Genomic DNA, 13,312 nt, shown 5'->3' with positions numbered 1-13,312 from the left:
TGATTTCTCTACATTGTAAATGAAACCGTCACCAGTCAAAAGCTAAACTTGGCAAAGTAGCCTTTAAGCGAGAAAATAAAGATACGTCGCCCTTAACATTTTCTTTGTGAACAACGTCCGTACTGTCTCTGATACAAAACGAACTTTTTACAATCTTCATACCCGTCCGATCAACACTATTTATCGTCGGGTAGTAGAAGAATTGATGGTAGAAATGCATCTGCTGTCTGTAAATATCGATTTTAGCTACAATTCAATTTATGCCTTGGGCGTCGTCACTACTTTTGACCGCTTCATGCAAGGCTATGAACCAGAACGGGATCAAGAATCAATTTTTAACGCCCTATGTCGGGCTATGGAACAAGATCCGCAACGTTATCGACAGGATGCTGAAAGATTACAAGCTGTAGCTAAAGGTTTGCCTGTTAAAGATTTAATTGGGTGGCTAGGCCAAACTACTTTTTTAGATCGAGATGGTGACTTGCAAGCACAACTACAAGCGATCGCCAACAATCCTAACTTTAAATACAACCGTTTGTTCGCAATTGGTGTATTTTCGTTATTAGAACAGTCAGATCCTGAATTAGTTAAAGATGAAAAGCAACTCACGGAGGCGCTAAAAGCGATCGCTGCTGGCTTGCACCTTTCTGATGACAAACTCAACAAGGATTTGGAGCTATATCGTTCTAACCTAGAGAAGATGGCGCAAGCGCTAATAGTGATGGCAGATATGCTCTCAGCCGATCGCAAAAAACGCGAACAACGTAAACAACAATCAACTACCCCCGTTGCTCCCCCAAGTTCCAACGAATAGTTAGGAGATGGAAGTAAGGAGTAATGAGTTATGAGTTAAGGGTTGTTAATAACTCCTGTACAGACGCGATTAATCGCGTCTGTACTCCTAACTCTTAATTTTAGACGCCCAATAATTTGTAGATTAAGCTGTTAATTATAGTCAGCGCAAATGCTCCAATAACGGCGCTCCAAATACCGTAACGTAAGCGAAAGCCCTCAACTAACCAAGCAGCAATACTAAAACAAACCACGGCAATCATAAATGTGAAAATGCTGGATAGCAAGTCCAATGTGAGTAAATTTGGTACTGCAAAAATGAGGCTTAAAATCGGTCTGACTATTGCCGTCACGATACCAAGCACTGCGGCAGAAAGGAAGGCTTTACCAGGAGTCTCAATTTCAACTCCTAAAGGTAATTTACTAATTATTAACAGGCTAATAGCTGTTACTAACCAAACAATTAAAAGCGTCACAATATTCATGCCACAACCCCTGAAACGTGAATGGCAATTGGTGATAAATTACTTCACTTTATCAGTGGAAAAATCTTTAAAGCTCAACCAATTATTTATAAATTAGCAGTAAATTTTTCTCTAACGGAATTTTATTTCAGATATCTTTAGGATTGGGGAGTGGGGAGTGGGGAGTAGGGAGTAGGGGGAGCAGGGGAAGAAGAACTATTGATTATTGACCAATGCCCCATGCCCAATGCCCAATGCCCCATGCCCCATGCCCCTATCTCATCTTTTAAGACTAGGTTGAGTTTGTTTAGGTGCTACAGGCGCTTGGGATGCTGGTGGGTTGGAAATACCAGGATTGATAGGGCTGATGCCTTGTCCAGTTGGAGGCTGAGTTATGCCAGGAAGAGGTACAGGATTGGGTGCTAAGGGAAATTTTGGAGTAAGATTCCCTTCGGGATTGATTGGTGCGGTTGTGGGTATTGGTGTTGCACCAGGATCGATTGGGAAAGAAGGGATATTAGGCTGGTTGAGTAAGTTTGTGGGTGATTGAGATGGGCCAGGAATAATTCCTAAAGAAACGCGATCGCCTCCTACTTGCCGTAGCAAATCTAATGTTTCAATCACATCATTATAAGTTGCTGTCCGCGAAGCATTCAGTACCACAACGGCACTAGGGTTTGCTTGGAGATACTGTTTTAACCTCGCTCCCAAATCATCCCGTTGTACAGGCTGTTTTTCTATGTAAGTATTGCCAACGGCATCGATAGTTACAATCAGACTTCCACTCTGTGATGTTATTCCAGATACTGAACTGGCGCTGGCTTTGGGCAAATCAACATTTATTGCCTGTTGGCGCGTAAATTGTAATGCCGCTAATAAAAAAAACGTCAGAATACAAAAAACAACATCTATTAAAGGGATGATTTGAATTTGGACTTCTTCAATTGGGGTATGTAGATTAACTTTCATTTTCTCAATTTAAACGCCTATTTCGGGGATTGAATTTTTAACTAATTAGGTGCATTCGGGGGTTCAGGAGGTTCAGGTAACCTAGTCTTTCCTGGCTTGCGGGGTGGAGTGAAATTTTCCCGGACAATTGCTGATGTACTATTACTAAAATCAGGGGGGGACTGACGGTAGAGCAATTCCATCTCATTCCCAGCCTTCCGAAAAACTTTGACTTGGTTGACTACAAAACTTTGAAATAGGCGATAGAATACCAAACTAATAATGGCAACTATTAGCCCGCTTGCGGTACTAATTAACGATTCACCAATACCAGTAGTTACTCCGGCGGTAGATTCAGTTCCCAAATCACCAATCCGAATTGAGCGTAGAGACTGGATTAGACCTAAAACCGTACCTAACAATCCCAGTAGGGGCGCAAGGGCAATTACGGCTTCTAGAAGTTTTTCGCCCCGCCGCATTCCAGCTAACTCATCTTCGGCTGTAGCCTCAAGTGCTAGTCGAAAGGTTTCCGCATCAGTTTTTGGAAAACGTAAGGGAGCATAGAGAAAACGCCCGACAGGCTGATGGCTTGCTCGTTTTGCAATATCAGCAGCTTCTTGCCAATTATTCTGGGCAGCATCCAGGATGCGATCAACTATTTGCTTTTCCTGAGTCAAAATTCGTAACCAAAACCACAAGCGCTCAAAAATCACACTCAAGGACAGAATCGAGAGAACAAGCAAAGGCCACATCGCTGGCCCACCCTTATAAAATAAATCTAAAATATCCACTGTTTTAGTTTCCTCCCTCCATGACTAAAGCAAATGTGCTAAGGCATTTTAATTCTAGAGATTAATGCAAAATGAGGGACTTCCAAAATATAAATTTACCGAAAACCTAAAAAGATAGTGTATGCATGGAGTATTGGACTTAGACTGGTGGACAAACTTGCTGCTGGGTTGTCATAATCCCGAATTAATACAATCACTGTCTAATTTGTCAAACCCTTGTAGTATTAAACTCTTATGAAGAATTACAAAATAGATTTTTGATAAGAGATTACGAGTAGCGTCTTCCAGACTAATTAGGGCGGTTATTCGCACCGGAAGTTTTTAGGATAATTTGTCAAAATTAAAGATAACTGGAGGTACAAAATATGAAATTTTCAATCGAATCACTTTACACCTGGTATCGCAATGTGCTTCGTAACCCGAAGTACCGTTGGTGGGTAATTTTAGGAACGCTAGCCTATTTGGTTAGCCCATTTGATATTCTTCCAGATTTTATACCCGTTGCGGGACAGATTGATGATGTTTTCCTTTTGACTCTGCTAGTTTCGGAGGTGTCTGGGCTAGTAATTGAGGGCTGGAAGGCTCGTAAGGGTGAAGTGGGTACTGAAGCATCTAATACTACTGAGGGTTCTACCTCTACTGCAAGCTCTAACGCAAGCACTATTGATGTTGATGCTGTTTCTGTTAAGTAGTTTTAATAAAACCCCTGCTTTTGGAATCTGAGGTGGGGGATATTTTTTTTTAACGCAAAGGGGCGCAAAGGGAAGCGCAGAGGTTCGCAGAGGGGGAGTTAGAGGTTGTTGGCTACGCGTTTGATGCCTTCTTTGAGGTGGAGGACGTTGAAGTTGAGGAGAAGACCTAGTTTGCAGTTTGCTAGTTTGAGATAGGTTAGGAGTTGGACGGAGTGAATCGGGTGGAAGGATTCTACAGATTTAATCTCTACAATTATTTGGTTTTCGACAATCAAATCTAATCGATAAACGCATTCCAATTTCACTTCTTGGGGTAAAAGTAGCGAAGAGAGAATTTGCCGCCACGCAATGGCTGAAAAGCATATCTAGAAGGCATTTCAGAAAAAAAAGCTAATTTACTTACCAAAACTGTTATTGGAGATATCAGTAAATTATTTGAATTCTTGTAACCTTTGATTAACTTCATTAATGTCGAAGGTATCTGGACTAAAGCCTTCACCTACCCACTCCATCCTCTCTTCGTATTCTGGATGTGACGGTGAAGTAATTATTGAGAGTAACTCTGCATAGCCCCAAGAACCACCACAATCTTCAGGAGGACAAGCACGCTTCCCAGTGATACATATGGGGTAGTTTGTATCAGGAGTTGAGTTCAATTTTAGTGTATCAAATAACTTATACTTTAGCTGATACGATAATTAGATAAACTTTTGTATCCTATGGCTAGGGTGAGGAACGGTAAGGAGTGAAACGTCAATGGGATGCAGAAGAACTGGTAGAAAATTTTACGCTCCTGCCAACAGAAATGGCACTGCTGTCAAATAAAAATGAGGAAAATCGCTTGGGCTTTGCTGTGCTACTGAAATTCTTCCAGATGGAAGCAAAATTTCCCCGCACCAAACAGGAAGTTCCCAAACAGATTGTTTCTTACATTGCGAGACTTCTCTCCGTCTCGCCAAAACAATATGGTGAATACTCGTTTAATGGACGCACTATTGAACGTCATCGCGCTGAAATCCGTGAATTCTTTGGTTTTCGAGAATTCAATCCACAAGACAAAACAGAACTGATTGCTTGGTTGTGCGAATTTGTTTTGGCATACGACCGTCAAGCCTCCTCATTAGAAGCAGCAGTGTATCAACGTTTACGGCAGTTAAAGTTAGAACCACCAATACCTGAAGCGGTAGAACGGCTGATTCGGTCTGCGGTCGTCACTACTGAAAAACAATTCTGTGCTGGCATCTTCAAGCAAATTGAATCGGGAACGCTGACCAAAATGGATGCCCTTCTCAATACTCAAGATGCTCTAGATGATGACCAGAGCCAATTTAAACAGTCAGTCTTCAATTTTCTCAAAACAGACCCCGGTCGTACCAGTCTCAAGAGTATCTTCAAAGAAGTCTCCAAACTTGAATGTATCCGGGATTTGGGACTACCGACCAAACTGTTTGCTAACGTTCCCCCCAAAATTATTACTCACTACCGTCGGCGGGCAAGTGCAGAAACACCCCGCGAACTGCGTCGTCATCCTGCGAAAATTCGTTACACATTGGTTGCCGCTTTCTGTTGGCAACGCAACCAGGAGATTACCGACAGTTTGGTGGAGTTGCTCATTCAAATTATCCACCGCATTTATGTTAATGCCGAACGACGGGTGGATAAACAACTGTGGGATCAAAATTTGATGACAGAATGGCACATCCGTTATGGAGGTCGGGGAGTGATGATCTATTGGCACGTTGAGAAAAAATCTGCCTGCATCTACTCTCAACTTAAGACCTGTTCTTCTTCGGAGGTGGCAGCAATGATTGAGGGTCTCTTACGTCATTGCACTGATATGAAGGTAAAGAAAAACTATGTAGACACCCACGGTCAAAATGAAATTGCCTTTGGCTTCTGCCGTTTACTGGGCTTTGAGTTGATGCCTCGGATCAAGCGCATCGGCTCCCAAAAGTTATATCTACCCAGTGCTGGACAAAAACAAGATTTTCCTAATTTACAACTTGTACTGACTAAAGCGATTGATTGGGAACTGATTCGCCAACAGTATGACCAGATGATTAAATATACTACTGCTTTACGTTTAGGAACGGCGGAAGCAGACACGATTTTGAAACGTTTTAGCCGTTCTTCTCCTCAACATCCGACACAAAAAGCACTTTCTGAGCTAGGTAGAGCGGTTAAAACTATCTTTCTCTGTCACTACCTCAACTCTGAAGCATTACGGCGTGAGATTAATGAAGGGCTGAATGTGGTGGAAAACTGGAATAGTGCTAATGGTTTTATTTTTTACGGCAAAAACAGTGAAATTGCTACTAACCGCCTGGATGAACAAGAATTATCGGTTTTGTGCCTGCACCTGCTGCAAATCAGCCTTGTTTACATCAATACCCTAATGATTCAAAGGGTTTTGGCAGAAGCCACTTGGATGAAGCAGATGAGAAAAGAAGATTTCCGCGCATTATCACCGTTGATTTGGTTACATGTTAACCCTTACGGCACTTTTCGACTGGATATGAACGAGCGATTACAAATTGATGCTGCTAATGCTTGATTTTTTCTGAAACCTAATCTGGGTAAGATTTTCAGCCGTCATGTGGCGGCAAATTAGCTCTTCGCTACTTTTACCCCGATTTAAAAAAAGATGCGGCAGCATGTGTTGATAACTCAGTTTGGTATTGTTCTCTTGATTATCAAACCTTAGACAGTTGGAGCCGTAGTCGTCGTGTTGTCGTCAAGGTAGATTATAGCCATGAAGAAGTCGATACTCGTTTTGTAGTGACTTCGCTCCCTGTTAATAAAATTCCTCCAGGGCAACTTTATACTCAAAAATATTGCCCGCGAGGCAATATGGAAAATCGTCTCAAAGAACAAAAATTAGATTTACAAAGTGATAGAACAAGTACTCATACATTTGAGGGTAACCAATTACGCTTGTGGTTCGCAGCTATTGCTTACATTTTAATGAATACCATGCGAGAGAAATGTTTAGTCCATACGGAATTCCAAAATGTAACGATTGGTACTATACGCACAAAATTATTAAAGCTAGGGGCTGTTATTACTATTCTTCAGCGACGAATTCTAATTGCAATAAGTAGCGCTTGCCCTTACAAGGACATTTTTGCAACAATTTATGAGTGTTTATCTCGACTGCCTTACCCCGGTTAATGACATGTTGAATTCATAAGTAATAGCTAATTCTGATTTTAAATGACTACTATTTGGGTTATTTACCTAATTTAGCCCAACAAATTGGCATATCAATTTTTCTTACTAATTCTTTCGTGTTTCAGTATTTTTGAATTTTAAATGTATTTTATCTATCTTTAATAGGCTCGGTTTTTACTTTGAACTTCTCATAATCTGTGGAAGTTTGATAATGTATTAATTAAGTTATCCTAAATCTGGCTAACCCAAGTGTTTTTTTCTTGCTCGTGAGAAATCCGGGGTAAGTAGTCTATTAACATTGAAACTATTGAATCTATCTCTGGCACTGTTGCCACTTCTACTAAAGGTTCTTTGGCTAGCTTTATCGCTTGCTTATGAGCTAGATACATTTGGGCAAACTTCCAGCTATCAAGACTAATACGGCGATACTTCCACTTCTGTCCGTCTGCTTTTTTGGTTTCTAGCTCCAGCCCGATTTGATGTACAAGTTCACCAAAAATCTGACCATTGGTAATGTTCTCAACCTTTAAACCTAACGTGTCCCGTACACGGTGATTATACTTTTTGGCTGTATTACCCATCTGTTCAAAGTCTTTAGGTTCCCACCATTTATCAGGGTTTAAAAACTCTGGTAGTCCTAAGAATTCCCATGCTTTACGCTTGCTGGCATTCCATCGAATATCACCAGCGAATCTTTCACCAGATACTTTTAATTGCCTTGCTTCGGCTGCATAGTCACGGGCGATCGCTTCTCCAATATCTTGATTTAGCAAGTAAAAATTCTCTAGGTGGCGACCATAGCGACCACCTTTATTTTTAAGTGCCATTGCTGCAAAACCTGATAGCTCAGTACCCGAATTGTGTGTAAATGTCGTAGCGTCGATTAACTCTTGTCCAAAGATTTGGAGCATTCGAGTTTTTAGATATGCTGGCTTTAATTCTGGGGGCATATCTTCACCGCTATGCTGTATCGCCTCCATCTCAGCATCACTCAAAATTCTAGCGGCTGCTATAGCTTCTGCCTCTTTTAAATCGATACTTCCCCAGATATTTTTTAATTTATCTGCTATTTCTTTTGTGCCTTTAGATGGGGTAAACTGCTGTTCAATAATTCCATAGCCTATTTCTTTTAAATGCTCGACAGTGAAGTGGCGTAAATACTTCATCGTCATGAGTTTGTAAGAAAGATTTTTCACGAACAGTTCAAAGTGTGGTGATGTCCACTCGTGTGTCATTGGGTCATAATCATGTTTGAATGAGAGAATATGTTTGCTGTTAGCTCCATAATTTCGCTGATAATAATCATGAATTTCTTGCGGCGTAACCAAGTCTGGGTTAACTCCTCTTGGTGGGTATCCTTCCTCAGCAATCCACATATAAATGTCTTCCGCGCCTCTAACTCTATTGAGAAACTGCTTAATCTCTCTATCGCCTAGAATGCCGTTACAGAAGGCAAAAACACCATTTACAAAACGCTGATTTTTCAGGCTAAGACCTGAAATAATCGAAGGACTGGTAACAACAAATCGATATTGCTCAGATTTTTTATCAGCCGATTGTACGAACTCCTGTACATTAGGATCGTCCATTGAGTCAGAGTGAATCTCAAGGGTTAAGTCAGGAATATCTTTTAATTCTTGACGCACATATTCAGCGATAGACTTACAACCTTTAACCCCATCTTTCATGTCATCCAGAACAAAACAGTTAATACCTGCTTTCAATTTTTCAACCAGTAAATCTAATAACCCTTCTGGGGAAGGAGAAGTATCTAGATTAATATCCGGTCTTTTTGGCTGATATTTGTTGATGATTAATCTTACTGGTGTACCTTCTGGGGTAACTGCTTTGATGTAATCAATTTCTTTTTGGGTAGTGTCAGCACTCATGCAAAGCACAATACCATTGCCAGCGATCGCCGATTGAAAATGTGCTTCAAGTATTGCCAGGATTAACGGGCGGATACCATCTTTATTACAGAGTGAACCAAAAATAAAATCAAAAACTTGGTCACATTCATCAAACAGGAGAGTACCACCATTTGACAAATTCTTAGGTTCAAACTGGTAAGCACTAGGGGCACAAAAAGCAGCTTTTTTCTTTTGCCCATTACCGCTAATATCGTCTTTGTAATTCAGTCCTAGCTCACTGCTCATCTTGCGGCCAAGTGAACGCCGATTATGCCAGCTATAGAATGCTTCACTCTTTTCAGCGAACGGTTTTACACTTTCAGTTTTACCCGTGCCTGTGTCAGAGATAATTATGTTAACTGTCCCCGGTTCAATCAAATCTTTTAGAACTTCTCCCATGTGTGGCACGTTCACCACACGGTAAGGTATCTCTGTAATATGAGTTAGTTGCCGGCGGATACTTGCAAGCTGTTCTATTTCATCGCGCTTCTCTTTAGCTTTATCTGCTGTCTGTTTTTGCTGCTCAATTATTTTTAGTTCTTTGTCAGCGATCGCAAAGAATTCTTTGGCAGAAATGTACTGTATTTTTGAGTATTCAGTGGGGGCAAGCTCATCGATATCGCTATCATTTTTTGTGAATTGACCCCACCATCCAAACTGAAAATCCCATCCAAAATTACTCAATAATTCAGTAACAGCTTTCCATCGGCTGACTACTTGCCGATTTTGTACGTCTCCAGCATCGGCAAATATATCAAGTTTTTTCTCTCCTCCAGTTTCAGCTAATGCCCTATCAAGGCAATCTTTCAAAAGATTGGGGCTGACAGCAAACTGACCACCAGCCGCGCCGATGGTCAATAGATTAAATCGGCTGCTAGTTAAGAATGGTTTCGCGCCTGTACCCTCTACAAGGGCAATTCCTTCTGGCTTGGCAGGATGAAATACAGCCAAAGGATTCTCTAAGCTGTCTCCGATTAAAAGAGGTAGTGTTTGCTCTGGACTGCTTACCCATCTGTAGCGCCCACCATCGCCAGGATTGTACAGCCGCAGCTGTAACGCTACGATACGCCCTTCAAAATCTCTAATTGGGCACAAGTAACCATCACCGCTAACAATTAGCTTGTTGCCGGACTCTGTAACCCCTGGTAGACGTTTATCAAACTGCCTTGGTAGCTCTTGATATTTGGTGACGGATTTAAATCCACAATTGGCAATTTCTTCTGGGGTGAAACCTCTTTGCTGTAACTCAGCAATTAATTTTTCATCCTGTGGCAGACCGTCTAAAATTTCCGAGTAAAGCTTATGTCGATCGCAATTGCTTAATGCTCTTTCTCGCTTCTGCTGATGTTGCTCTTGGGCCTGCTGGTGTAGATAAGCTTTGCGCTGCTCCCACTCGCGCCGCCGTTCTTCTGTCCATTCCTGAGAATTATCAGGTTTGAATGTGGCTGTATGTCCATTGCTAGGTTTTACACATACATAGCCATTAGCTTTTTCGCCTTTTCGGGTATCTGCTAGCCCATGACAGAAAACTGTATTATCTGCAAAAACTCGACAAGCTCCTGTTATGTTTTCGCAAATGGGACAAGAATTATTTTTGTTGGTGGGGATTGGGCGACTACTAAGCATTTGCCACCCCCATCGATGCCTTAACCTTGGCTTCGATTCGCAAAAGAACAGTGGCAACTCGACCGCTAAACCAATCAAGCTTGGCTATTCGCTGTAAGTAATCGCGCTCATCTTGAGTGAGCTTGGCCGATCGCAATAACTCAGCCGGTTCAGGGCAAGGACGCAACGCGCCATCACAGCAACCAGCCCTTAGATATTTGGTTCTCGTTCGCCGACAAGCGACAACGTTTAATCGAAATTCGCCGTTGCAAAATTGACAATTTTCTCTCACGCTTCCACCTCCAAACTTTGGAGATTAGCCAAGACGAAAATCGCTAAATCGCCTGTGTAACCTGAGTTTTCGAGAATGCTTAGAGAGTCTGTGAGACTATTGCATCGGCTTTGCTTTACTAATTGTGTTGTAGTAGAACTTTGCTGTAGAATGAGTCTTACGAACCTCTGTTTTCTTTCAAAATTGTTGAGGGGTTTTTTCATGGGTTTTTATCGTTTCTGAAAAACCCACCACCGAAGAAAATTTTTAATCGACTTCCTGAAAAATTTTTCAGGAACCCCAGATATCCCAGATATCATGGAATTAAGTTTTTTTCGTTCTGCTGCTTCGGCGGTGGAACTTTTTTTTGACTTTTTTATACAAAAAGCTGCCTTGATTGTAATCTAAACCGATCGCAAAGTCTTACGGTGTAGGGTTTTTTGTCTATGCGATGTGTTTGTGTAAGATTTTTACATATACGATTTTTTACCTAATAGGCGCTATGCGGTCATTTAGTGTCTGGAAGAATCTACCAAGAAAATTCTGTTAATTTTTGCGATCGCCTTCACTTGACCCCATGAAAAATTTTTCATAAGCTACTCCCCCCATTGCGATCGCGCAGTATCCGCAAAATTTCACCGACATCTGATTTAAGTTGGGAGAGATCAGCAGTGTGGTTATTGAGTATTTGAGTGTGGCTATTGAGTATTTCTGTATGTTGAGACTGGACAGTAAGAAGTTGAGCGATCGCCAATATCACGAAATCTTTTTTACCGATTTAATACCCTGGCTACATCTTTGGACTAGCAACCATGTTTTAGCTTCAGGTTCCAGCGCAGGCATGATGCGGAAGTTTAAAACATCCGCCCAAGTTTCCACGCCATGATTATCAGCGAACTCTCTTTCAAGTACCTTGAATTGTGCCCAGTTACGATCGCTGATGGCTCCAAAGACTGGGATAAATGCATTTAGTGGTATTAGTGTTGCTGTCTCACTCATCTTTGTAATCCTCAAAAATACAAACTATTGGCAAAATGTCGTCTTCTATATCGATGATTTCGATTAGTCGTTTACCTGTATTTCTAGCAATTCGCTTGCAATGATCCTCAGTTGCAGCCATAGACCAATCTCTAGTTTCTGTAACTGGGTCAAATTTACCTTTAGAGCGTTTTATATTGTCATTCTCGGTCATGCAGCCCCTTTGTCTCTATCTGATTTGCTTTCAGATTCCTTGATCCAGTTTTCTACCAATTCAACCAAAACCTCATTCATACTGAGCTGCTTGAGAGCGCAGAGAGATTTAAATTTCGCTCTCAAAGATTCAGACATAAACATTCTGTAAGCAACTTGCTTTTGTTCTGACACATTAAAAAACCCGCTCAATAACCTAATTATGTCACTGAGCTTAAACATAGTCATTATGCTTAATATTATGAATATGCTATTTATGTGGACTATGCTATAGTAACACCATAGCTAATCGATCAACAACAAGCCAATAATTAGCGTCCTACGAGTACCCCAGTGACTTACACAGCAAGGGGTTTAGCGATTAGACGTTACATTTTGCTGCTTACTCTATCGATTGATAGCCAATTAACCATTGATTCACATTGATTACTGTAGTCAACCCATGAAACCTAGACGGAGCAAACATTCTACAGACTTAGACTCATTTCTTGATTTTCCATCTACCAAGACATATTTAGCTGAGGTCTTGGGTGTTAGCCGTTCGACCTTGGTCACTTGGGAAAATTTAGCCTTCTGGAGAATTCCCAGTTTCAGAGATGCTTACCCCAAAAACCACGATGGCAGTTACGACCGGGAATCACCCTTATCACCCTATCAAGCATGGGTTTTGAGCCGTGTAGGTCGTCTCATGGCACAGCTACGACGGTCAGAACGAGTCAAAGGCTATATCGCCAAAAACCCGAATGATTTTTCTAGATATCGCTATCAGCAAGCATTCGGGCAAATCCAAAAAATCCAAAAGGGAGCGTAAATCATGGCAACACGAAAAAAGGTTACTGCAACGGCAGACACAATCAGCATTCATGATGCTTGCCTAAAATACATGACCACAGAGCAAGGACTGAGACTAGCTTTAAGCCATGTTCGCCCTGAAGATTTCGATACTTTAAAGGCAGTTTCAGAAGCGGATTTAGAAGCGATCGCTTCACACTTCCAGCCAAAAAACACCCTAGAGTTACCCGAAATTTCTCCACAGCAAGAGATTGAACCAGCAACAGAACAGCCACAAAGCACTCTCTCTGTGCCCCAACAGCAGCAACATCTAACATCTGCTACCCAATCCCCAATACCCAATGCTCAACTCACCCTAATTGACCAATTAGCGAAACAGGCAGGGCAAGAGATTGAATTGGTGGACGCGATCGCCCAAGTCAAAAACCAACTGATTCTAAATAACTTGGCTGTGAGAGATGCCGAATTAGCAGAGGGAATTAATCAGCACTGGCAAAACCAAAAGCAGGGATATTTGGGAGCGATTCGCGGCTTGGCTGTCCTTGCACAGCAAAAGCCAGAAGTTACGCCAGACGATACCGACTTGACCCAAGAGATTGATTCTATTTTGGGCGAACTGGGAAAAAAGCTAATCGTGTAAGAGCGATCAACATTCTGCTATCTCCCCTCGACTTCACGAACTGGC

Annotated in this window: 14 protein-coding genes and 4 pseudogenes; 7 read left to right on the top strand and 11 right to left on the bottom strand. The window is 41.6% G+C overall.

Annotation, left to right across the window (positions count from 1 at the left end; all coding sequences use genetic code 11):
* The first annotated feature begins 106 nt into the window (after window positions 1-106).
* Window positions 107-814, top strand: a complete 708-nt coding sequence (gene psb29 / locus CDC33_RS02065) for a photosystem II biogenesis protein Psp29 (RefSeq protein ID WP_100898608.1) — start codon at window positions 107-109, stop codon at window positions 812-814.
* Window positions 815-914: 100 nt separating this feature from the next.
* Here the strand turns inward: psb29 and CDC33_RS02060 are convergent, their stop codons facing one another.
* From CDC33_RS02060 to CDC33_RS02050, 3 genes are all read right to left on the bottom strand, one after another.
* A complete protein-coding gene (locus tag CDC33_RS02060) occupies window positions 915-1,277 on the bottom strand; it encodes a phage holin family protein (protein ID WP_109007079.1) in 363 nt (120 codons plus the stop codon).
* Between the two features lie 258 nt (window positions 1,278-1,535).
* Window positions 1,536-2,225: an ExbD/TolR family protein gene (locus CDC33_RS02055; protein ID WP_109007078.1), complete on the bottom strand. Its 690-nt coding sequence runs from the start codon at window positions 2,223-2,225 to the stop codon at window positions 1,536-1,538.
* A gap of 41 nt (window positions 2,226-2,266) precedes the next feature.
* The gene (locus tag CDC33_RS02050) at window positions 2,267-2,995 is read right to left on the bottom strand and encodes a MotA/TolQ/ExbB proton channel family protein (RefSeq protein ID WP_109007077.1); all 729 of its coding nucleotides are present in this window, start codon (window positions 2,993-2,995) and stop codon (window positions 2,267-2,269) included.
* 365 nt (window positions 2,996-3,360) lie between these two features.
* On the opposite strand from CDC33_RS02050, the gene CDC33_RS02045 reads away from it, so the two are divergent.
* Window positions 3,361-3,687: a YkvA family protein gene (locus tag CDC33_RS02045; protein WP_109007076.1), complete on the top strand. Its 327-nt coding sequence runs from the start codon at window positions 3,361-3,363 to the stop codon at window positions 3,685-3,687.
* 98 nt (window positions 3,688-3,785) lie between these two features.
* Here the strand turns inward: CDC33_RS02045 and CDC33_RS02040 are convergent.
* Together CDC33_RS02040 and CDC33_RS02035 are read right to left on the bottom strand one after the other, a co-directional pair.
* Window positions 3,786-3,992: pseudogene (locus tag CDC33_RS02040) on the bottom strand (GxxExxY protein); the annotation flags it as partial.
* A 126-nt stretch (window positions 3,993-4,118) separates the two neighbouring features.
* Entirely contained in the window at window positions 4,119-4,343 is a 225-nt protein-coding gene (locus CDC33_RS02035) for a plasmid pRiA4b ORF-3 family protein (protein WP_109007066.1), read from the bottom strand.
* A gap of 89 nt (window positions 4,344-4,432) precedes the next feature.
* Here CDC33_RS02035 and CDC33_RS41860 point away from each other — a divergent pair.
* From CDC33_RS41860 to CDC33_RS02025, 3 pseudogenes are all read left to right on the top strand, one after another.
* Window positions 4,433-4,882 (top strand): annotated as a pseudogene (locus CDC33_RS41860) (DUF4158 domain-containing protein); the annotation flags it as partial.
* A gap of 474 nt (window positions 4,883-5,356) precedes the next feature.
* Window positions 5,357-6,241 (top strand): annotated as a pseudogene (locus tag CDC33_RS41855) (Tn3 family transposase); the annotation flags it as partial.
* A 77-nt stretch (window positions 6,242-6,318) separates the two neighbouring features.
* Window positions 6,319-6,858 (top strand): annotated as a pseudogene (locus CDC33_RS02025) (transposase); the annotation flags it as partial.
* A 230-nt stretch (window positions 6,859-7,088) separates the two neighbouring features.
* Here the strand turns inward: CDC33_RS02025 and CDC33_RS02020 are convergent.
* From CDC33_RS02020 to CDC33_RS41550, 6 genes are all read right to left on the bottom strand, one after another.
* Entirely contained in the window at window positions 7,089-10,394 is a 3,306-nt protein-coding gene (locus CDC33_RS02020; protein ID WP_109007073.1) for a plasmid replication protein, CyRepA1 family, read from the bottom strand.
* A complete protein-coding gene (locus CDC33_RS02015) occupies window positions 10,387-10,665 on the bottom strand; it encodes a hypothetical protein (RefSeq protein ID WP_109007072.1) in 279 nt (92 codons plus the stop codon). The genes CDC33_RS02020 and CDC33_RS02015 overlap by 8 nt, the downstream gene beginning before the upstream one ends.
* Before the next feature lie 568 nt (window positions 10,666-11,233).
* A complete protein-coding gene (locus CDC33_RS38215; RefSeq protein WP_181373867.1) occupies window positions 11,234-11,404 on the bottom strand; it encodes a hypothetical protein in 171 nt (56 codons plus the stop codon).
* Window positions 11,401-11,643, bottom strand: coding sequence for a hypothetical protein (locus CDC33_RS02005; RefSeq protein WP_109007070.1), 243 nt, complete (start codon window positions 11,641-11,643; stop codon window positions 11,401-11,403). The genes CDC33_RS38215 and CDC33_RS02005 overlap by 4 nt, the downstream gene beginning before the upstream one ends.
* Complete coding sequence (locus tag CDC33_RS02000; protein ID WP_109007069.1) at window positions 11,636-11,836, bottom strand: hypothetical protein; 201 nt, start codon at window positions 11,834-11,836, stop codon at window positions 11,636-11,638. The genes CDC33_RS02005 and CDC33_RS02000 overlap by 8 nt, the downstream gene beginning before the upstream one ends.
* Window positions 11,833-12,057, bottom strand: a complete 225-nt coding sequence (locus tag CDC33_RS41550) for a plasmid partition protein ParG (protein ID WP_109012404.1) — start codon at window positions 12,055-12,057, stop codon at window positions 11,833-11,835. The genes CDC33_RS02000 and CDC33_RS41550 overlap by 4 nt, the downstream gene beginning before the upstream one ends.
* A 220-nt stretch (window positions 12,058-12,277) precedes the next feature.
* On the opposite strand from CDC33_RS41550, the gene CDC33_RS01990 reads away from it, so the two are divergent.
* Together CDC33_RS01990 and CDC33_RS01985 are read left to right on the top strand one after the other, a co-directional pair.
* Window positions 12,278-12,646: a hypothetical protein gene (locus CDC33_RS01990; RefSeq protein ID WP_109007068.1), complete on the top strand. Its 369-nt coding sequence runs from the start codon at window positions 12,278-12,280 to the stop codon at window positions 12,644-12,646.
* A gap of 3 nt (window positions 12,647-12,649) precedes the next feature.
* Window positions 12,650-13,267 (top strand): hypothetical protein, encoded by a 618-nt coding sequence (locus tag CDC33_RS01985; RefSeq protein WP_109007067.1) that lies wholly within the window; start codon window positions 12,650-12,652, stop codon window positions 13,265-13,267.
* The last annotated feature ends 45 nt before the right edge of the window (window positions 13,268-13,312 follow it).

Source organism: Nostoc commune NIES-4072, from assembly GCF_003113895.1.
Classification (GTDB): Bacteria; Cyanobacteriota; Cyanobacteriia; order Cyanobacteriales; family Nostocaceae; genus Nostoc; species Nostoc commune.
This window is presented reverse-complemented; position numbering and strand designations above follow the sequence as displayed.

Bases quoted from the DNA above. Each gene is read 5' to 3' on its own strand.
- CDC33_RS41550 (WP_109012404.1), bottom strand. From the start codon at position 12,057: ATGTTTAAGCTCAGTGACATAATTAGGTTATTGAGCGGGTTTTTTAAT.
- CDC33_RS02060 (WP_109007079.1), bottom strand. From the start codon at position 1,277: ATGAATATTGTGACGCTTTTAATTGTTTGGTTAGTAACAGCTATTAGC.
- CDC33_RS02055 (WP_109007078.1), bottom strand. From the start codon at position 2,225: ATGAAAGTTAATCTACATACCCCAATTGAAGAAGTCCAAATTCAAATC.
- CDC33_RS02005 (WP_109007070.1), bottom strand. From the start codon at position 11,643: ATGAGTGAGACAGCAACACTAATACCACTAAATGCATTTATCCCAGTC.
- CDC33_RS01985 (WP_109007067.1), top strand. From the start codon at position 12,650: ATGGCAACACGAAAAAAGGTTACTGCAACGGCAGACACAATCAGCATT.
- CDC33_RS02045 (WP_109007076.1), top strand. From the start codon at position 3,361: ATGAAATTTTCAATCGAATCACTTTACACCTGGTATCGCAATGTGCTT.
- CDC33_RS02000 (WP_109007069.1), bottom strand. From the start codon at position 11,836: ATGACCGAGAATGACAATATAAAACGCTCTAAAGGTAAATTTGACCCA.
- CDC33_RS01990 (WP_109007068.1), top strand. From the start codon at position 12,278: ATGAAACCTAGACGGAGCAAACATTCTACAGACTTAGACTCATTTCTT.
- CDC33_RS02020 (WP_109007073.1), bottom strand. From the start codon at position 10,394: ATGCTTAGTAGTCGCCCAATCCCCACCAACAAAAATAATTCTTGTCCC.